The sequence below is a fragment of the Pseudomonas fluorescens genome (assembly GCF_001902145.1).
GTDB lineage: Bacteria > Pseudomonadota > Gammaproteobacteria > Pseudomonadales > Pseudomonadaceae > Aquipseudomonas > Aquipseudomonas fluorescens_BV.
In genome coordinates, this window is sequence record NZ_MRST01000019.1 from 78,686 (window position 1) to 97,019 (window position 18,334).

General features: G+C 60.5%; 16 protein-coding genes. 11 read left to right on the top strand and 5 right to left on the bottom strand.

Annotation, left to right across the window (positions count from 1 at the left end):
• The first annotated feature begins 209 nt into the window (after positions 1–209).
• The 10 genes from BUE92_RS06390 to pdeM all read left to right on the top strand — a co-directional run bounded on the left by BUE92_RS06390 (position 210) and on the right by pdeM (position 13,799).
• Positions 210–2,651: a penicillin acylase family protein gene (locus tag BUE92_RS06390; protein WP_073522629.1), complete on the top strand. Its 2,442-nt coding sequence runs from the start codon at positions 210–212 to the stop codon at positions 2,649–2,651.
• Positions 2,652–3,468: 817 nt separating this feature from the next.
• Positions 3,469–4,473, top strand: a complete 1,005-nt coding sequence (locus BUE92_RS06400; RefSeq protein ID WP_073522633.1) for a ligase-associated DNA damage response exonuclease — start codon at positions 3,469–3,471, stop codon at positions 4,471–4,473.
• Positions 4,470–6,104 carry an ATP-dependent DNA ligase gene (locus BUE92_RS06405; protein WP_073522634.1) on the top strand — a complete coding sequence of 545 codons (1,635 nt, stop codon included), beginning with the start codon at positions 4,470–4,472 and terminating at the stop codon, positions 6,102–6,104. Before BUE92_RS06400 ends, BUE92_RS06405 begins: the two co-directional genes overlap by 4 nt.
• Before the next feature lie 227 nt (positions 6,105–6,331).
• Positions 6,332–7,111: a transporter substrate-binding domain-containing protein gene (locus BUE92_RS06410; protein ID WP_073522635.1), complete on the top strand. Its 780-nt coding sequence runs from the start codon at positions 6,332–6,334 to the stop codon at positions 7,109–7,111.
• 57 nt (positions 7,112–7,168) lie between these two features.
• Positions 7,169–7,897 (top strand): ABC transporter permease, encoded by a 729-nt coding sequence (locus BUE92_RS06415; RefSeq protein WP_014717254.1) that lies wholly within the window; start codon positions 7,169–7,171, stop codon positions 7,895–7,897.
• Complete coding sequence (locus BUE92_RS06420) at positions 7,894–8,604, top strand: ABC transporter permease (RefSeq protein ID WP_073522636.1); 711 nt, start codon at positions 7,894–7,896, stop codon at positions 8,602–8,604. Before BUE92_RS06415 ends, BUE92_RS06420 begins: the two co-directional genes overlap by 4 nt.
• A 9-nt stretch (positions 8,605–8,613) precedes the next feature.
• On the top strand, positions 8,614–9,732 hold the full coding sequence (locus BUE92_RS06425) for a succinylglutamate desuccinylase/aspartoacylase family protein (protein WP_073522637.1): 1,119 nt from the start codon (positions 8,614–8,616) through the stop codon (positions 9,730–9,732).
• A gap of 13 nt (positions 9,733–9,745) precedes the next feature.
• Entirely contained in the window at positions 9,746–10,510 is a 765-nt protein-coding gene (locus BUE92_RS06430; RefSeq protein WP_073522638.1) for an ABC transporter ATP-binding protein, read from the top strand.
• Positions 10,511–10,668: 158 nt separating this feature from the next.
• Positions 10,669–13,149: a ligase-associated DNA damage response DEXH box helicase gene (locus BUE92_RS06435; RefSeq protein ID WP_073522639.1), complete on the top strand. Its 2,481-nt coding sequence runs from the start codon at positions 10,669–10,671 to the stop codon at positions 13,147–13,149.
• Complete coding sequence (gene pdeM / locus BUE92_RS06440) at positions 13,149–13,799, top strand: ligase-associated DNA damage response endonuclease PdeM (RefSeq protein WP_073522640.1); 651 nt, start codon at positions 13,149–13,151, stop codon at positions 13,797–13,799. Before BUE92_RS06435 ends, pdeM begins: the two co-directional genes overlap by 1 nt.
• 16 nt (positions 13,800–13,815) lie before the next feature.
• Here the strand turns inward: pdeM and BUE92_RS06445 are convergent, their stop codons facing one another.
• Positions 13,816–14,013, bottom strand: a complete 198-nt coding sequence (locus BUE92_RS06445; RefSeq protein WP_005785769.1) for a hypothetical protein — start codon at positions 14,011–14,013, stop codon at positions 13,816–13,818.
• A gap of 108 nt (positions 14,014–14,121) precedes the next feature.
• The gene (gene dcd / locus BUE92_RS06450) at positions 14,122–14,688 is read right to left on the bottom strand and encodes a dCTP deaminase (protein WP_003189215.1); all 567 of its coding nucleotides are present in this window, start codon (positions 14,686–14,688) and stop codon (positions 14,122–14,124) included.
• Between the two features lie 388 nt (positions 14,689–15,076).
• Between dcd and BUE92_RS06455 the strand changes: the two genes are divergently transcribed.
• Positions 15,077–15,286 carry a cold-shock protein gene (locus tag BUE92_RS06455; RefSeq protein WP_002554837.1) on the top strand — a complete coding sequence of 70 codons (210 nt, stop codon included), beginning with the start codon at positions 15,077–15,079 and terminating at the stop codon, positions 15,284–15,286.
• A 218-nt stretch (positions 15,287–15,504) separates the two neighbouring features.
• Here BUE92_RS06455 and rpoS read toward each other — a convergent pair whose 3' ends face one another.
• From rpoS to BUE92_RS06470, 3 genes are all read right to left on the bottom strand, one after another.
• Positions 15,505–16,512, bottom strand: a complete 1,008-nt coding sequence (rpoS, locus tag BUE92_RS06460) for an RNA polymerase sigma factor RpoS (protein ID WP_003189214.1) — start codon at positions 16,510–16,512, stop codon at positions 15,505–15,507.
• Positions 16,513–16,618: 106 nt separating this feature from the next.
• The gene (locus BUE92_RS06465; protein ID WP_032893170.1) at positions 16,619–17,455 is read right to left on the bottom strand and encodes a peptidoglycan DD-metalloendopeptidase family protein; all 837 of its coding nucleotides are present in this window, start codon (positions 17,453–17,455) and stop codon (positions 16,619–16,621) included.
• Between the two features lie 209 nt (positions 17,456–17,664).
• Positions 17,665–18,300, bottom strand: coding sequence for a protein-L-isoaspartate(D-aspartate) O-methyltransferase (locus BUE92_RS06470; protein WP_169850588.1), 636 nt, complete (start codon positions 18,298–18,300; stop codon positions 17,665–17,667).
• Positions 18,301–18,334 lie beyond the last annotated feature (34 nt).

Genomic DNA, 18,334 nt, shown 5'->3' on the forward strand with positions numbered 1-18,334 from the left:
TCAACGATAACGCGTGTTTCCTGAATAAACACGGCGCCTATGGTTTTCTCGCGAGCAAGCTCGCTCCTACAAAGCCTTGAGCCAACCCCCACCTCGATTGGTGGCTGTTTCAAGTTCTCACGCAATTGCCAAAACTCCCGCTTGCGTCGTTTCGCCGCGCTCACTAACGTAGCGCCTTTACTGACGCTACCCCCCGCAGGAGCTTTGCCATGGCCTCGCCAGCCCTCTTACATTTTCTTCCCCGGTTCGGCGTTGCCGCGGCAGTGGTCAGTGCCTTGGGCCTGGCCGGTTGCCAGCTTCAGAACACCCAGGACACCCTGCCGCCCGTTGCTGGCGTGCAGCCAATCAAGGGCCTGGCACAGAATGTGTCGGTGCGCCGCAATGCCCAAGGCATGCCGCTGATCGAAAGCAACACCTTCCACGACGCACTGTTCAGCCTCGGTTACGTGCATGCCAGCGACCGCATCACCCAGATGGTCACCCTGCGCCTGCTGGCCCAGGGCCGTCTGGCGGAAATGTCGGGGCCGCAAGTGCTGGACGTCGACCGTTTTATGCGGGCGGTCAACCTCAAGAAAAGCGCTGGCGAGTTGTATAACGCCTCATCGCCGCGCCTCAAACGCTTCTTTGAAGTGTATGCCCGAGGCGTCAACGCCTACCTGTTCCGCTACCGCGACAAGTTGCCGACGGACCTGGCCCAGAGCGGCTACAAGCCCGAGTACTGGAAGCCGGAAGATTCGGCGCTGCTGTTCTGCCTGCTCAATTTCAGCCAGTCGAGCAATCTGCAGGAAGAGCTTTCGTCCCTGGTGCTGGCGCAGAAGGTCGGCGTCGACAAGCTGGCCTGGCTCACCCCAAGCGCACCGGACGAACCCGTCCCGCTGGCCGAAGCCGACAAGCTCAAAGGCGTCAACCTGAACCAGATCACCGGCCTCGCCGGGCTGGAGACGGTGGGCCAGCAATTGCGCGGCCTCAATGCCCTGGGCGTCACCACCTCAAGCAATTGGGCCATCGGCCCGCAACGCAGCCGCAGCGGCAAAAGCCTGTTGGCCAACGATATCGCCGCCCAGCCACAAGTACCGTCGCCGTGGAACTACGTGCAGATTCGTGCACCCAAATACCAGGCCGTCGGTGCTTCGATTGCCGGCCTGCCGACCCTGCTGGCGGGTTTCAACGGCAAAGTGGCGTGGAGCATGAGCGCGGTCAAGGGCGACACCCAGGACCTGTTCCTGGAGAAGGTCAAACGCCAGGGCAGTGCGCTGTACTACGAGAACAACGGCAAATGGCTGCCGGCCGGCGTGCGCAACGAAACCTTCTTCATCAAGGGCCAGCGCTCGATTCGCGAAGTCGTATACGAAACCCGCCACGGTGCCCTGCTCAACAGCAGCCAGGCGCTCACCAGCGGTCTTGGCCTGGCCTTGCAAACCGCCGACTTCAAGGACGACAAGAGCCTGGATGCGTTCTTCGACCTGTCCCGCGCACAAAACGCCGGCAAGGCCTCGGACGCCACCCGTGAGATTCGCGCCATCGCCTTGAACATGATCTTCGCCGACGCCAGTAACATCGGCTGGCAGGTCACCGGCCGTTTTCCCAACCGCCGCGAAGGCGAAGGCCTGTTGCCATCGCCGGGCTGGGACACGCGCTTTGACTGGGACGGCTACGCCGACGCGATGTTGCACCCGTACGACCAGGACCCGGCCCAGGGCTGGATCGGCACCGCCAATCAGCGCACCGCGCCGCGTGGCTACGGTATGCAACTGTCCAACGCCTGGGATGCACCGGAGCGCAGCGAGCGCCTGGCGCAACTGGCCAACGCCGGCAAGCATGACAGCCGCAGCCTGATCGCCATGCAATACGACCAGACCACCCTCTTCGCCGCCAAACTCAAGAACATGTTCCAGGCTCCCGGCATGGCCCAGCCGCTCAAGCAGGCCATCGAGGCCCTGCCGACAGCGGAACGTGCCAAGGCCCGCGAAGCACTGGAGCGCCTGATGGCCTTCGATGGTCGGCTGGCAACCACCTCGGCTGACGCGGCAATCTACGAACTGTTCCTGCAGGAAAGCGCCCGGCAGATCTTCCTGGACAAACTCGGCCCGGAAAACAGCGCCAGTTGGAAAGCCTTCGTCAGCAACGCCAGCCTGTCCTACTCGGCCATCGCCGACCACCTGCTGGGCCGTGAAGACAGCCCATTCTGGGATGACACGCGTACAGCGCAAAAAGAAGACAAACCCGCGATCCTGGCTCGCACCCTGGCCGCCGCCATCACGACTGGCGACAGCCAACTGGGCGCCGACCACAAGGCCTGGCAGTGGGGCAAGCTGCACAGCACCACCTGGAAAAATACCAGCGGCCAGGTCATCCGCGGTCCCTTTGCCAGCGGTGGCGACCACAATACCTTGAACCCGGCGCCGTATAGCTGGGGCCAGGATTTCAACGCGACCCAGGTGTCGGCGCTGCGCATGATCATAGACTTCGGCCAGGCGGAACCGATGATGGGCCAGGGTGGCATCGGCCAATCCGGCAACCCGGCCAGCCCGAACTATGCCAACGGCATCGACCCGTCGCTGAAAGCGCAGTACCTGAGCTTCCCGATGCAGCCGCAGAACTTTGAAAAGGTGTATGGCAAGTCCAGGTTGACCCTGACGCCCGGTAAGTAACCGGGCTTCCCTGACGAAACCTGATAACGCTGTGGGAGCTGGCTTGCCTCAATGCCAGTCAGCTAAGGGCTTTTTGTAGGAGCGAGCTTGCTCGCGAAGAACTCACAGGCGCCGCGCTCATTCAGCAAGCACGCGTTATCGTTGACGTTTTTCGCGAGCAAGCTCGCTCCAGTAGGCGATGACCGCTTGACTGACTGGCATTGTGGCTTGCCTGCGATAGCAGCCGAGGGTAACCACGATGCGAAGCGAGCCGCTCTTGATCTTGCTCTTGATCTGAAGCGCCCCGTCAAACCACGCTGGCCGGAATTCGACAGGGATTTGGGGGGTAAACCGGCAGGGATGCCGGTTTAGCCGCCCCGCGCCATGGATGGCGCGTGGCGGCGCCCCCCCAAATCACTGGCGGATTTCGGGCACACCGAGCCTAAGCGAGGTGCCGAGTGGTGGGGCAAGAGCCCTTTTGGTTACTTTTGGGGCTCTTTTCCAAAAGTGACCCGCTGTAAAAGCGGAACCCTAAGTGGCCGTTACCGCAGGAATGGATATGTACTCGGTATAACAGCGTCGCCTGCCAGGCCGCCTTCGCGAGCAAGCCCGCTCCCACAGTGGGATCGTTGGGGTGTCAGGTAGATATGCATCGGCTGTGGGGCCGTCATCGCAGGCAAGCCAGCTCCCACATTTAGATCGCGGGGTGTCAGGTAGATAGGTGTCGGCTTTCAGGCCGGCATTGAAGGCAAGCCACCTTTGCACTACCTGCATTCAGATAGAACTTCTATACCCAGCCCCGCCTCATAAGTAACAAGCCCACCGCCCCGGCAACCCCATGGACCTCGTCATCGCCCGCCCCGAAGGCCTCTACTGCCCTGCCGGTGATTTTTATATCGACCCCTGGCGCCCAGTGGATCGTGCGGTCATCACCCACGCCCACGGCGACCACGCCCGCACCGGCAATCAACACTACCTGGCCGCCGCCCCCGGCGAAGGTATCCTGCGCTGGCGCCTGGGGCAGGACATCAACCTGCAAACCCTGGCCTACGGCGAACGGTTGGTGCATCACGGGGTGACCTTGAGTTTCCATCCGGCCGGACATGTACTGGGCTCGGCCCAGGTATGCCTGGAATACCAGGGCGAGGTCTGGGTGGCGTCCGGCGACTACAAGGTCGAACCCGATGGTACCTGCGCGCCCTTCGAACCGGTGCGTTGCCATACCTTTATCACCGAATCCACCTTCGGCCTGCCGATATACCGCTGGCAGCCCCAGGCGAAGATTTTTTCCGGGATCAATGAATGGTGGCAGGCCAATATCGCCAGCGGCAAAGCCAGCGTGTTGTTCTGCTACTCCTTCGGCAAGGCCCAACGCATCCTCCATGGGCTGGACGCCAGTATCGGCCCGATCCTCAGCCACGGCGCGGTCGAACCGTTGAACCGGGTGTACCGCGAAGCGGGCATCTACATCCCCGAGACGCTGTATGCCGGCGACTTCAAAAAGACCGACCCACTGCTGCGCCAAGCCCTGATCATCGCCCCGCCCTCCGCTGGAGGCAGTACCTGGATGCGCCGCTTTGGCGACTACAGCGACGCCTTCGCCAGCGGCTGGATGCGCCTGCGCGGTACCAGACGGCGGCGCGGCGTGGACCGTGGCTTCGTGCTCTCGGACCACGCCGACTGGCCGGGCCTGTTATGGGCCATCGAACAAACCGGCGCACAACGGGTGATGGTCACCCATGGTTCGGTCGGTGTGTTGGTGCGTCACCTGCGGGAAAAGGGCTTGGATGCCCAAGGCTTCAGCACCGAATACGGCGATGACGAAGAAGAGGCCACTGCATGAAAGCCTTCGCCGAGCTGTACGCCAATCTCGACGCCACCACATCCAGCAATGCCAAGCTCGCGGCCCTGCAAGCCTATTTCCTGCAGGCGCCGCCGGCCGATGCGGCCTGGACGGTGTACTTTCTCAGCGGCGGGAGGCCACGGCAACTGGTGCCGACGCGCCTGCTACGGGACATGGCCACCGAAGCGGCCGGTATCGAACCCTGGCTGTTCGAAGAGAGCTACCAGTCCGTAGGTGACCTGGCCGAGACCATCTCCCTGCTCCTGCCAGAATCCACCTATACCTCCGAAGACGGCCTGGCCGTGTGGCTGGAAGAAAAACTCCTGCCCCTGCGCGGTCTGCCACCCATGGACCTGGCAGAAAGGCTGCCAGCGCTGTGGGCGCAACTGGACCAACCGAGCCTGATGGTGTGCATCAAGTTGATCACCGGCAGCTTCCGGGTCGGGGTATCCAAACTGCTGGTGACCCGCGCCCTCGCCGCCATGGCCGATCTCGACAGCAAACGCGTGGCGCAACGGTTGGTAGGCTACACCGACCTGTCGAACCGTCCGACAGCCGAGGGCTACCTCAAGCTGATCGCCGCCGAATCATCCGACGAGCACGCGCAACGTGGCGGGCAGCCCTATCCGTTTTTTCTTGCCCACGGGCTGGCGCAACCAGTGGAGCAATTCGACACGCTGCTCGGTTCACCCGCCGATTGGCAGGTGGAATGGAAGTTTGATGGCATTCGCGCACAACTGGTCAAGCGCGAGGGACGCCTGTGGGTCTGGTCTCGCGGTGAAGAGTTGCTGACTGAACGCTTCCCTGAACTCCATAGCCTGGTCAGTGGCCTGCCCGACGGAACGGTGATCGATGGCGAAATCGTGGTGTGGAAAGACTCGGTACAACCCTTCGCGCTGTTGCAACAGCGCATTGGCCGCAAGACCCTGAGTAAAAAAGTCCTTGAGGATGCGCCAGTGGCGGTGCTCGCCTACGACTTGCTGGAGTATCAGGGCGACGATTGGCGCAACCACATCCAGGCCGAACGCCGCACCCAATTGGAACAAGTGATCGCTGCGTGCAACCAACCGGTGTTATTGCCTTCGCCGTTGCTGGAAGGCAAAACCTGGGCAGCCTTGGCCGAACAGCGCGAAGCCTCTCGTAGCCTGGGCGTGGAAGGCATGATGCTAAAGGACCGCAACGGCCTCTACGGTGTAGGCCGCACCAAGGACATGGGCCTGTGGTGGAAATGGAAGGTCGACCCCTTCAGCGTCGACGCCGTGTTGATCTACGCCCAGCGCGGCCATGGCCGACGCGCCAGCCTCTACAGCGACTACACCTTCGCCGTATGGGACGGCCCACCGGGCAGCGAGCGCACACTGGTGCCGTTCGCCAAGGCGTATTCCGGGCTGACCGACGAGGAAATGCGCAAGGTCGACGCCATTGTGCGCAAAACCACAGTGGAGAAGTTCGGCCCGGTCAGCAGCGTGACGCCGAGCATGGTGTTTGAGCTGGGTTTCGAAGGGATTGCCCTGTCCAAGCGGCACAAGAGCGGGATTGCGGTGCGGTTTCCGCGGATGCTGCGCTGGCGCCAGGACAAGGCGGTGGAGGAAGCGGACAACCTGGCCACGCTCCAAGACCTGTTGGCCTGATATAGCCAGCTCCCACCTTTTGATAAGTGACAGTTCCAGAATGGTGCAGTGGAAATTCCATGCCCATTTTTGGGCGCCGCCTACACTTGGAACTGCCTTATCCCACCGTTTAAAAAGCCCATCCGGAACTATGGTGCAGAAATTGCTACTTGTGATGCGTCTGACACCGTTCAGTAACAGTCCTAATCGCGCCACAAGCGCTTATCTTGGTTTCCAGGGATTACATAATGAAAAAAGCATTGCTGACCCTTTCTGCACTGGCTCTGTGCATGGCCGCTGGTGTAGCTACGGCCAAGGAATACAAGGAATTGCGTTTTGGTGTCGACCCTTCCTACGCACCGTTCGAATCCAAGGCCGCCGACGGCAGCCTGGTGGGCTTCGACATCGACCTGGGCAATGCGATCTGCGCGGAGCTGAAGGTCAAGTGCAAGTGGGTCGAAAGTGACTTCGACGGCATGATCCCGGGCCTGAAAGCCAATAAATTCGATGGCGTGATTTCGTCGATGACCGTGACCCCAGTACGCGAGAAGGCCATCGACTTCTCCTCCGAGCTGTTCTCGGGCCCGACTTCGCTGGTGTTCAAGAAAGGCGCTGGCTATTCGACGCCAGAATCTCTCAAGGGCAAATCCGTAGGTTACGAGCAAGGCACCATCCAGGAAGCCTACGCCAAGGCCGTACTGGATAAAGCCGGGGTGACCACCAAGGCTTACGCCAACCAGGACCAGGTGTACGCCGACCTGACCTCCGGGCGCCTCGACGCTTCCGTGCAGGACATGCTCCAAGCCGAACTGGGCTTTCTCAAGTCGCCAGCCGGTGTTGGCTATGAAGTGAGCGCCGCTATCGACGACCCGCTGCTGCCGTCGAAAACCGCCATCGGTATCAAAAAAGGTAACACTGAACTCAAGGCGCTTTTGGATAAAGGTATCAAAGCGTTACACGATGATGGCACCTACGCCACTATCCAGAAGAAACACTTTGGCGATCTGAACCTGTACAGCGGCAAGTAATGCCTGGGGCGCCCTGCTTCGGGTGGGGCGCTTTTTTATCGCCATAGGTCCTGATTTATGTTCGAAGATCTGTTGCAAACCCTCGGGCTGAGCGCATTCAGCCTGAAGGGTTTCGGCCCGCTGTTGCTGCAAGGCACCTGGATGACCATCAAGTTGTCGGTGCTGTCCCTGGCCGTCAGCGTAGTGCTGGGCCTGCTCGGCGCCAGCGCCAAACTGTCCAGCCTGGCCATTGTGCGTATCCCCGCCCAGCTCTATACCACTCTGATTCGCGGTGTGCCGGACCTGGTGCTGATGCTGTTGATTTTCTACAGCCTGCAAACCTGGCTCAGTGGCTTTACCGACTTTATGGAATGGGAATACATCGAGATCGACCCATTCAGCGCCGGGGTGATCACCCTGGGCTTTATCTACGGTGCGTATTTCACCGAAACCTTTCGCGGTGCGATCCTCGCCGTGCCCCGCGGCCAACTCGAAGCCGCCACCGCTTACGGGCTCAAGCGCGGGCAGCGGTTTCGCTACGTGACCTTCCCGCAGATGATGCGCTTTGCGCTGCCGGGCATCGGCAATAACTGGATGGTAATGCTCAAGGCCACCGCGCTGGTGTCGATCATCGGCCTGGCAGACTTGGTAAAAGCCGCCCAGGACGCTGGCAAGAGCACCTATCAACTGTTTTATTTCCTGGTGCTGGCGGCGCTGATCTACCTGTTGATCACCAGCGCCTCCAACTTTGTCTTGCGCCGACTTGAACGTCGCTACTCCGCAGGCGCCCGGGAGGCAGTGCGATGATCGACCTATTGCAGGAATACTGGCGCCCCTTTCTTTACAGCGACGGCCAGCACATCACCGGTCTGGCCATGACCTTGTGGCTGCTCAGCGCCTCACTGGTCATCGGTTTTCTGGTGTCTATTCCACTGTCCATCGCCCGCGTTTCGCGCAAGCGCCTGGTGCGCTGGCCCGTGCAGTTCTACACCTACCTGTTTCGCGGTACGCCGCTCTATATCCAATTGCTGATTTGCTACACCGGCATCTACAGCCTTGCCGCCGTACGCGCACAACCGGTGCTGGATGCGTTCTTTCGCGACGCGATGAACTGCACCCTGCTCGCCTTCGCCCTCAACACCTGCGCCTACACCACGGAGATTTTCGCCGGGGCAATCCGCAGCATGGCCCACGGCGAAGTCGAGGCGGCCAAGGCTTACGGCCTCAGCGGCTGGAAGCTGTACGCCTACGTGATCATGCCGTCCGCGTTGCGACGCTCGTTGCCCTACTACAGCAACGAAGTGATCCTGATGCTGCACTCGACCACCGTGGCGTTTACCGCGACGATCCCGGACATCCTCAAAGTGGCGCGGGATGCCAACTCCGCCACGTTCATGACCTTTCAGTCATTCGGCATTGCCGCACTGATCTATCTGACGGTGACCTTTGCCCTGGTCGGCCTGTTTCGCTTGGCAGAGCGGCGTTGGCTGGCCTTCCTCGGGCCGAGCCACTAAGGAGCTTGCATGCACCATCAGCTACATGACCTGATCGCGCCGGTGCCCGGCACGGCGCGGCAGATCCACAGTTTTCACTTCGGCCCGCAGCAGCCCGAAGGCAAGGTGTACATCCAGTCCTCCCTGCATGCCGATGAATTGCCGGGCATGCTGGTGGCCTGGCATCTGAAGGCACGCCTGGCAGAACTTGAAACGGCCGGGCGCTTGCGCAGCGAAATCGTGCTGGTGCCCGTCGCCAACCCGGTGGGTCTCGAACAGGTATTGATGGATATCCCGTTGGGCCGCTACGAACTGGAAAGCGGGCAGAACTTCAATCGCCTGTTCGTCGACCTCAGCGAAGACGTCGGTAACCAGGTCGAAGACCTGCTGGGCGATGATCCCCAGCGCAATGCCCAATTGATCCGCAGCGCACTGTCCAACGCCCTGGCTGCGCACACCGCCCAGACCCAGTTGCACTCCCAACGCCTGGGGCTGCAACGCCTGGCTTGTGATGCTGACGTGGTGCTGGACCTGCATTGCGATTTCGAAGCCGTGGCGCACCTGTACACCACGCCCGAAGCCTGGCCGCAGGTAGAGCCGTTGGCACGCTACCTGGGTTCGGAGGCCAACCTGTTGGCCACCGATTCCGGCGGGCAGTCTTTTGATGAATGTTTCACCCTGGTGTGGTGGCAATTGCAGCAACGCTTCGGCGAACGCTACCCGATCCCCATGGGCAGCTTGTCGGTGACCGTCGAGCTGCGTGGCCAGGGCGATGTCAACCACGGCCTCGCCGCGCTGGACTGCCAGGCCATCATTGATTATTTGATCCACTTCGGCGCCATTCGCGGCGATGCAGCCCCCTTGCCTGCCCTGGCCTACCCGGCTACGCCGCTGGCGGCGGTGGAGCCGGTGACCACTGCGGTGGGTGGCTTGCTGGTATTCAGCGCCCTGCCGGGGGAATACCTGGAGGCGGGGCAATTGGTCGCTGAAATCATCGACCCCATTACAGACCGCGTGACGCCCGTGCACTGCCAGCACGCCGGGCTGCTTTACGCCCGTTCGCTACGCCGCATGGCCACTGCCGGCATGGTGATCTGCCATGTCGCCGGCACACAGGCCTACCGCAGCGGTTATCTACTTTCGCCTTGAGGATGCACGCCCCATGTACAAACTGACCGTTGAAGGCCTGCATAAAAGCTATGGCGACAATGAAGTGCTCAAAGGTGTGTCGCTCAAGGCCAAGACCGGTGATGTGATCAGCTTGATCGGCGCCAGTGGCTCAGGCAAGAGTACCTTCCTGCGCTGTATCAACTTTTTGGAAACCCCCAACGATGGCGCCATGACCCTGGACGGCCAAGCGATCCGCATGGTCAGCGATCGCCAGGGCATGAGGGTGGCTGACGACGCCGAGCTGCAACGCTTGCGCACACGGCTGGCGATGGTGTTCCAGCACTTCAACTTGTGGAGTCACATGAGCGTGCTGGAAAACATCACCATGGCCCCCCGCCGCGTGCTGGGTTGCAACAAGAAGGACGCCGAAGACCGTGCGCGCCGCTACCTGGACAAAGTCGGGCTGCCGGCGCGAGTGGCTGATCAATACCCGGCGTTCCTCTCCGGCGGCCAGCAGCAGCGTGTCGCCATCGCCCGCGCCCTGGCCATGGAGCCGGAGGTGATGCTGTTCGATGAACCCACATCGGCCCTGGACCCGGAGCTGGTGGGCGAAGTTTTGAAGGTGATCCAGGGCCTGGCCGAGGAAGGTCGCACCATGATCATGGTGACTCACGAGATGAGCTTTGCGCGCAAGGTTTCAAGCCAGGTGCTGTTTCTGCACCAGGGCCTGGTGGAGGAGCAAGGCTTGCCGGAGGATGTGCTGGGCAATCCGAAAAGCGAACGCCTGCAGCAGTTTCTGAGTGGCAATTTGAAGTAGGAGCGAGCTTGCTCGCGAAAATCGTCAACGATAACGCGGGCATCCAGGTTAAACGCGGCGCCTGGGCTTTTTTCGCGGGCAAGCCCGCTCCTACAGTTGGAACGTCGGCACTGCTTGAAGGGTCTTTGAACTAACCCTTCCAGAGCGTCCGCTGCCGCATGGCAAAAACCCACGATTTCGCCAAGCAATGGTTTGCCACTCAAGGCTGGAAACCGTTCGCCTTTCAGAAAGAGGTATGGGCCGCGGTCAAGGCCGGCCAGTCGGGGCTACTGCATGCCAGCACCGGGGCGGGTAAAACCTATGCCCTGTGGTTTGCCGCACTCAACCGTTTCGCCATCACCCGCCCGCCCGCCACAGGCAAACGCAAACCGCCTGCCGAGCCGTTGACTGTCCTGTGGATCACGCCGATGCGCGCCCTGGCCGCCGACACCGCACGTGCCCTGCAAGCCCCGCTGGAGTCCCTGCAGATTCCCTGGAGTGTAGGTCTGCGCACCGGTGACACCAGCAGCAGTGAACGCGCGCGCCAGACCCGCCGCCAACCCACCGTTCTGGTCACCACTCCGGAAAGCCTGACCCTGATGCTGGCCTGTGCCGACAGTGAAACCAGCCTGGCGCACCTGCGCATGGTCATCGTGGATGAATGGCACGAACTGATCGGCAATAAGCGCGGGGTGCAGTTGCAACTGGCGCTGGCACGCTTGCGGCGCTGGCATCCTGAGTTGATGGTGTGGGGAGTTTCCGCGACGCTGGGTAATCAGGCCCACGCTTTGGAGGTACTGGTCCCACAGGGCGGGGGCATCAATGTGCAGGGGCAAACGGCCAAGGTACTGAAGGTCGACACCTTGCTGCCGCCCGTCACCGAGCGCTTTCCCTGGGCCGGGCATATCGGCTTGAAGATGTTGCCGCAAGTGGTCGCCGAGGTAGAGGCCAGCAGCAGTTGCCTGGTATTTACCAACACCCGGGCCCAATCGGAAATCTGGTATCAGGCGATTCTCGACGCCCGACCGGACTGGGCCGGATTAATTGCACTGCACCACGGCTCGCTATCGCGGGAGACCCGGGACTGGGTGGAGCGAGCGTTGAAAGACGGGCAACTCAAGGCGGTGGTGTGCACCTCCAGCCTCGACCTGGGCGTGGACTTCCTGCCGGTGGAACGGGTGCTGCAAATCGGCTCAGCCAAGGGTGTGGCGCGGCTGATGCAACGCGCCGGGCGTTCCGGCCATGCGCCAGGGCGGCCCTCACGGGTAACGCTGGTGCCAACCCACAGCCTGGAGCTGGTGGAAGCCGCGGCCGCCCAGGATGCGATCGCCCAACGGCACATCGAAGCGCGGGAATCACCGTACAAACCACTGGATGTGCTGGTACAACACCTGGTCAGCATAGCCTTGGGCGGCGGCTTTACCCCGGCGGCACTGCTGGACGAAGTGCGCGGCGCCTGGGCCTATCGCGACCTCACCGAAGCGGATTGGGCCTGGGCCCTGGGGTTTGTGCGCCATGGTGGCCTGTCACTCACCGCTTATCCGGATTACCGCCGCGTGGAGCCCGATGAGCACGGCATCTGGCGTGTTCCGGATGCCCGCCTGGCACGCCGCCATCGCATGAGCGTCGGCACCATCGTCAGTGATGCCAGTATCCAGCTCAAGTTCTGGAGCAAAGGCGGCGGCGGCAAGAACCTGGGCAGTGTCGAGGAAAGGTTTATTGCAAGGCTCAAGCCGGGGGATGGGTTTCTGTTCGCCGGACGCTTGCTGGAACTGGTGCGTGTGGAAAACATGACCGCCTATGTACGCCGCAGCAACGCGAAAAAAGCCGCCGTGCCACGCTGGAATGGCGGGCGCATGCCACTTTCCAACGAACTGGCCCAGGCGGTGGTCGAGCGTTTTGATGCCGCCGCGCATGGGCACTTCGACGGCCCAGAGATGAAGGCGGTGCAACCGTTGCTGCACACCCAATTGCGCTGGTCGGGGCTGCCGACCCGCGAGCATTTGCTGGCTGAAACCCTGCGGTCGCGAGAGGGCTGGCACTTGTTTCTGTATCCGTTCGCTGGCCGCCAGGTACATCTGGGCTTGGCCAGTTTGCTGGCATGGCGGGTCAGCCAGCAGCAGCCGCTGACCTTTTCGATTGCGGTGAATGATTATGGCCTGGAGCTGTTGAGCGCCACCGAGGTGCAGTGGCCTCAGTTGTTGAATACTAGGGTGCTGAGCCCCCAAGGCCTGCTGGCGGACGTGGTCGCCAGCCTCAATGCCGGCGAACTGGCCCTGCGCCGCTTTCGCGAGATTGCGCGAATCGCCGGGCTGGTATTTGCCGGGTATCCCGGCGCGCCGAAAAGCACGCGACAAGTGCAGGCTTCCAGTGGTTTGTTCTTTGAAGTATTCAAGCAATATGACCCACAGAACCTGCTGCTGGCCCAGGCAGGGGAAGAAGTTCTGCGGGACGAGCTGGATATTCGCCGGCTGGAACAGACGCTGAATCATCTGTCGACATTGACGTTGGACCTGCACAGGATCCAGCGTCCCACGCCCCTGGCCTTTGCGCTGCTGGTAGAACGGATGCGCGAAAGCATGAGTTCGGAAAAACTCTCGGAGCGCATCGCGCGGATGGTCAAGGACCTGGAAAAAGTCGCCGACAAAGGGCAAGGCTGATGCATTATCCCCTCACGCTGGAAGGCGAAGATCTATGGCTGTTGCCGGACAAGGCCGTGTATTGGCCCGCACGTCGATGCCTGCTGATTGCCGATGCGCATTTTGGCAAGGCTTCGGCCTATCGCAGCCTGGGGCAACCGGTGCCACAGGGCACGACTACGGCCAACCTGGAACGCCTGGACAGGCTTTTATGGGCCCTGCCGTGCGCGCAGTTGATCTTTCTCGGCGATTTCCTGCACGGTCCCGGCTCTCACGCCAGCGGCACCCTGAACGCAATCCGGGCCTGGCGTGAGCGCAATCGCACATTGGCCTTGACCTTGATTCGAGGCAATCACGACAAACGCGCCGGCGACCCACCACTGGACTTGGGCATCGACGTGGTCGCGGAGCCTCTGCTGATGGGCCCTTTCGCCTTGCAACATGAGCCAGACGCCCACGCCAGCCATCATGTACTGGCGGGGCATGTGCATCCGGTGTACCACCTGCGCGGCAAAGGGCGCCAGCGGCTACGCCTGCCGTGCTTCCAGATCGGCACTCAGATCAGCCTGCTGCCAGCCTTTGGCGCGTTTACAGGGGGTTATGCCGTGGAGCAGGCCCAGGACCGCCGAATCTTTGTGATTGGCGATCACCAGGTCTGGCCGATTCAATGAATCGAGACAGGCCTGCTCAGGCAACAGGCGCGGGTGGCGGCTCATCCGGTAGGGTCGGCTCACCCGGCTCGGTAGGCTGCGGGTAATCAGGTTCGGGCTGACCAGGGATGCCCCCCGCGTGCGCGGGGTTGGCCATCAAGGACCAGGCCAGAACACCAATCTGGTTGGGTTCAAGCCGGGCGAGTTCTGCGCTGATTCGCGGGTCGATCTTCATAGGGTACTCCTCAAGTATGGCCCGGCGCGTTTCACACGCGCCGAAGCAGTACACCTAGATAGAGTCACTTTCTGCAGACAAATTCCCTTTACCCGTAGGCGCTTTCGATCAAGCGCGTGGGAGAGTGACGCCGCGTTGGCCCTGATACTTGCCCGCGCGGTCTTTGTAGGACACTTCACAGGCCTCATCGGACTGCAGGAACAGCATCTGTGCCACGCCTTCGTTGGCGTAGATTTTCGCCGGCAAGGTGGTGGTATTGGAGAATTCCAGGGTCACGTGGCCTTCCCACTCCGGCTCAAGCGGCGTGACGTTCACGATAATGCCGCAGCGGGCATAGGTGCTTTTCCCCAGGCAGATGGTCAACACGTCGCGAGGAATACGGAAGAATTCCACGGTGCGCGCCAGGGCGAAAGAGTTGGGCGGGATGATGCACACGTCACTCTTGACGTCGACGAAGCTCTTTTCGTCGAAGTTTTTCGGATCGACGATCGCCGAATTGATGTTGGTGAACACCTTGAATTCATCGGCGCAACGCACGTCGTAGCCATAGCTGGAAACGCCGTACGAAATCACGCGCTCGTCGCCTTCGCCACGAATCTGGCGCTCGACGAACGGCTCGATCATGCCGTGTTCCTGCGCCATGCGGCGAATCCACTTGTCCGATTTGATGCTCATGGCGGTGTCCTGAATAGCGAGGCGAAAAAAATCTGTGGGCCATCTTACCGGGGGCGGCGTTGGGGTTCAAAGGCCGCACGGGTTTTCTTGATGAATGTACTGCCAGCTATAAGCCGCAGCCAGCGTGGCCGGGGCCCGGACGGCAGGCGCCAATGACTGTAAATACCACCGCCAGTCACGAAATTAGAGAAACCTTCGGAAATACCATTGGCACGTTCCGGAAAAAGGGTTAAGGTGGCGTCACTGTGCTGCTTGTGTCACTGAGAATCTCTACACGATATGTTGAATTTCGATCCAACCATCTCCAAGAATTTTTCCTGCTCTTTGCACTCAGTCTCGGCCAGGGCTTTTCCTGAGTCGCAGTTAACTTTGTCCAAGGAGATACACCATGTCTAATCGCCAAACTGGTACCGTTAAGTGGTTCAACGATGAAAAAGGCTTCGGCTTCATCACTCCACAATCCGGTGACGACCTGTTCGTTCACTTCAAAGCTATCCAATCCGACGGCTTCAAAAGCCTGAAAGAAGGCCAACAGGTTTCTTTCATCGCTACCCGCGGTCAGAAAGGCATGCAAGCTGAAGAAGTTCAAGTTATCTAACTTGTACTGACTTAGTCGAAAAAACCCCGCCCTTAAAAGCGGGGTTTTTTTATGCCTGGATTTTGGTGGCACACATAAAAACAGGAGCGGAACTTATGTGGGAGCGGGCTTGCTCGCGAATGCGGTGTGTCAGTCACTGAAACTGTCGACTGATCCAGCGCATTCGCGAGCAAGCCCGCTCCCACACAAGCCCGCTCCGGTATTTCGTCGTGCGTCGCTTATTGGAACAACGACTCGCTCGACAAACCATTCTTCTCCAGGATCTCACGCAAACGCTTGAGGCCCTCCACCTGGATCTGCCGCACCCGCTCACGAGTCAGGCCAATCTCCAGGCCTACATCCTCCAGGGTGCTGCTCTCATGGCCGCGCAGGCCGAAGCGGCGAATCACCACTTCACGCTGCTTGTCCGTGAGCTCTGACAGCCACTGGTCAATACTTTGGGAAAGATCATCGTCCTGCAACAGCTCACAAGGATCCGTCGGACGATCATCAGTCAGGGTATCCAGTAGGGTCTTATCCGAATCCGGCCCCAACGAGACATCGACCGAAGAGACACGCTCGTTAAGGCCCAGCATGCGCTTGACCTCCCCTACCGGTTTTTCCAGCAGGTTGGCGATTTCTTCAGGCGAAGGTTCATGATCGAGTTTTTGCGTCAGCTCACGCGCTGCCCGCAGGTAGACGTTGAGCTCCTTGACCACATGGATCGGCAACCGGATCGTGCGGGTCTGATTCATGATCGCCCGTTCGATGGTCTGGCGAATCCACCAGGTGGCATAGGTGGAGAAACGGAAGCCCCGCTCAGGGTCGAACTTCTCCACAGCCCGGATCAAGCCCAGGTTGCCCTCCTCGATCAGGTCCAACAGGGAAAGCCCACGATTGACATAGCGTCGGGCGATTTTCACCACCAGGCGCAGGTTGCTTTCAATCATGCGCTTACGACCGGCCGGATCGCCCTTCTGCGACAGACGCGCAAAATGGACTTCTTCTTCGGGGGTCAACAGAGGGGAAAAGCCGATTTCATTGAGGTACAGCTGGGTCGCGTCGAGCGCCCGCGTGTAGTCAACGTACTTGTGCTGCTTCAACGCGGCAGCATTTTTGGATTTGGTGCGAACTGAAGGTGGTGAGACCCCTTCATTATCTGACATCGTTTCCAAATCGATGCCGGCCTCCATAAGGAGAACCTCATCGTCGATGTCAAACTCCGGCACTTCTTTACTGAGAGCCATTGTTATAGTCCTTTGGTGAGTTCGACCTCAAGCTCAAGCGACGCCTCTATCCTTGGCAACGCTGGAGCCTGTTCCTTCTACGTGAGGGAACAGGCTGTGCAACACATCAACGACGGGGCAGGAATTGCAGCGGATCTACAGGCTTCCCTTGGCGGCGAATCTCAAAGTGCAGTTTCACCCGGTCTGTGCCCGTTGACCCCATTTCGGCAATCGTCTGTCCGACCTTGACCTGCTGCCCCTCCCGAACCAACAACCTGCGGTTATGACCGTAGGCACTGACGTAGGTATCGCTGTGTTTGATGATGACCAGCTCGCCGTAGCCCCGCAAACCACTCCCGGCGTACACCACCGTCCCATCAGACGCAGCTAAAACAGGCTGTCCCAAATCCCCGGCGATATCAATGCCTTTATTCAAACTACCGTTTGAAGAGAATTTTCCAATCAACACTCCGTTTGAAGGCCATCCCCAGCCTGTCGGCGCAGGCCCGGCGGGTGGCAGCGGCGCGGGCGCCGGCTTGCTCGCAACCGTAGGCGCCGCGCTGCCTGCAGGCCGGGTAATGATGGTGGTCTTGCTCGACGACGATGGCGAAGATCCCGACTTTGTCACAACTGCCGTAGGTGCAGAGCCTGAGCGACCATCGAAACGAATGGTCTGCCCAGGATGGATCGTATACGGCACAGGAATGTTGTTACGGGCGGCGAGTGCCTTGTAGTCCCAGCCATAACGGAAAGCAATCGAGAACAGTGTGTCGCCTTTGCGCACCACGTATTGGCCGGTGGTGACCGTGGGTCTCTGGGGGGTTGCGTTGGTACGGTCAACGACCCGAGCACCGCCGGATGGCGTGCTCGAGCAGGCTGCCAATAAGGAACTCAAGACAAGGCCAAGCACCAGTCGCTGAAAGCTTGTTTTACTCATTCGCTGCGCAGGACCTGTGAGACTCACCCGCCGCTCCCTTTGTGGTGGCTGAACGTTAACGCCTGTATCAGGCTTGAAATATGACGCAAGTATAACTGGGCATTGGCTTTTTACTGGCACCTGACTGAAAGGAAAAATTCATCATGTTTAATCGTGGCTGCCAGGCATGTTGATTCAATGGACCCCGCCGTAAGACACATCCCCGCTTACAGAATTCACTGCCCGCGAATAAATGATCAGGCCAGCGGGCCGTTGAGCAAGGGTACGAAACGCACGGCACCGAGTACATGCCGGGAAAAACCTTCGTCCTCACGGATAATAAGCATCAACTGTTGCACTTCGCCGGAGCCCACCGGGATGACCAGCCGCCCGCCAGGTGCCAATTGATCCAGCAAGGCTTGCGGCACATCGGTGGCCACGGCGGTGACGATGATACCGTTGTAGGGCGCCAGCGCCGGCCAGCCCTCCCAACCATCGCCCCAGCGGAATACCACGTTGCGCAGGTTCAGCTCCACCAGACGCTCTTTGGCCCGGTCCTGCAGCACCTTGATGCGCTCGACCGAAAACACCCGCTCTACCAGCTGCGACAGCACGGCCGTCTGGTAGCCGGAGCCGGTACCGATCTCCAGCACCTTGTCCAACGGACCCGCCGCCAGCAATAGCTCGCTCATACGCGCGACCATATAGGGCTGGGAGATGGTCTGGTTGTGGCCGATGGGCAACGCCGTGTCTTCATAGGCGCGATGCGCCAGCGCCTCATCGACAAACAGGTGTCGCGGCGTGCGCCGGATCACTTCCAGCACCTGTGCGTTGGACAAGCCTTCTTCATACAGGCGCTGGATCAACCGCTCTCGGGTGCGCTGGGAGGTCATCCCGATGCCACGGCGCAACAAGTCGTCTTGTTCA

Coding starts and splice junctions, on each gene's coding strand:
- BUE92_RS06390 (WP_073522629.1), top strand. CDS start 210: ATGGCCTCGCCAGCCCTCTTACATTTTCTTCCCCGGTTCGGCGTTGCC.
- BUE92_RS06400 (WP_073522633.1), top strand. CDS start 3,469: ATGGACCTCGTCATCGCCCGCCCCGAAGGCCTCTACTGCCCTGCCGGT.
- BUE92_RS06405 (WP_073522634.1), top strand. CDS start 4,470: ATGAAAGCCTTCGCCGAGCTGTACGCCAATCTCGACGCCACCACATCC.
- BUE92_RS06410 (WP_073522635.1), top strand. CDS start 6,332: ATGAAAAAAGCATTGCTGACCCTTTCTGCACTGGCTCTGTGCATGGCC.
- BUE92_RS06415 (WP_014717254.1), top strand. CDS start 7,169: ATGTTCGAAGATCTGTTGCAAACCCTCGGGCTGAGCGCATTCAGCCTG.
- BUE92_RS06420 (WP_073522636.1), top strand. CDS start 7,894: ATGATCGACCTATTGCAGGAATACTGGCGCCCCTTTCTTTACAGCGAC.
- BUE92_RS06425 (WP_073522637.1), top strand. CDS start 8,614: ATGCACCATCAGCTACATGACCTGATCGCGCCGGTGCCCGGCACGGCG.
- BUE92_RS06430 (WP_073522638.1), top strand. CDS start 9,746: ATGTACAAACTGACCGTTGAAGGCCTGCATAAAAGCTATGGCGACAAT.
- BUE92_RS06435 (WP_073522639.1), top strand. CDS start 10,669: ATGGCAAAAACCCACGATTTCGCCAAGCAATGGTTTGCCACTCAAGGC.
- pdeM (WP_073522640.1), top strand. CDS start 13,149: ATGCATTATCCCCTCACGCTGGAAGGCGAAGATCTATGGCTGTTGCCG.
- BUE92_RS06445 (WP_005785769.1), bottom strand. CDS start 14,013: ATGAAGATCGACCCGCGAATCAGCGCAGAACTCGCCCGGCTTGAACCC.
- dcd (WP_003189215.1), bottom strand. CDS start 14,688: ATGAGCATCAAATCGGACAAGTGGATTCGCCGCATGGCGCAGGAACAC.
- BUE92_RS06455 (WP_002554837.1), top strand. CDS start 15,077: ATGTCTAATCGCCAAACTGGTACCGTTAAGTGGTTCAACGATGAAAAA.
- rpoS (WP_003189214.1), bottom strand. CDS start 16,512: ATGGCTCTCAGTAAAGAAGTGCCGGAGTTTGACATCGACGATGAGGTT.
- BUE92_RS06470 (WP_169850588.1), bottom strand. CDS start 18,300: ATGACCTCCCAGCGCACCCGAGAGCGGTTGATCCAGCGCCTGTATGAA.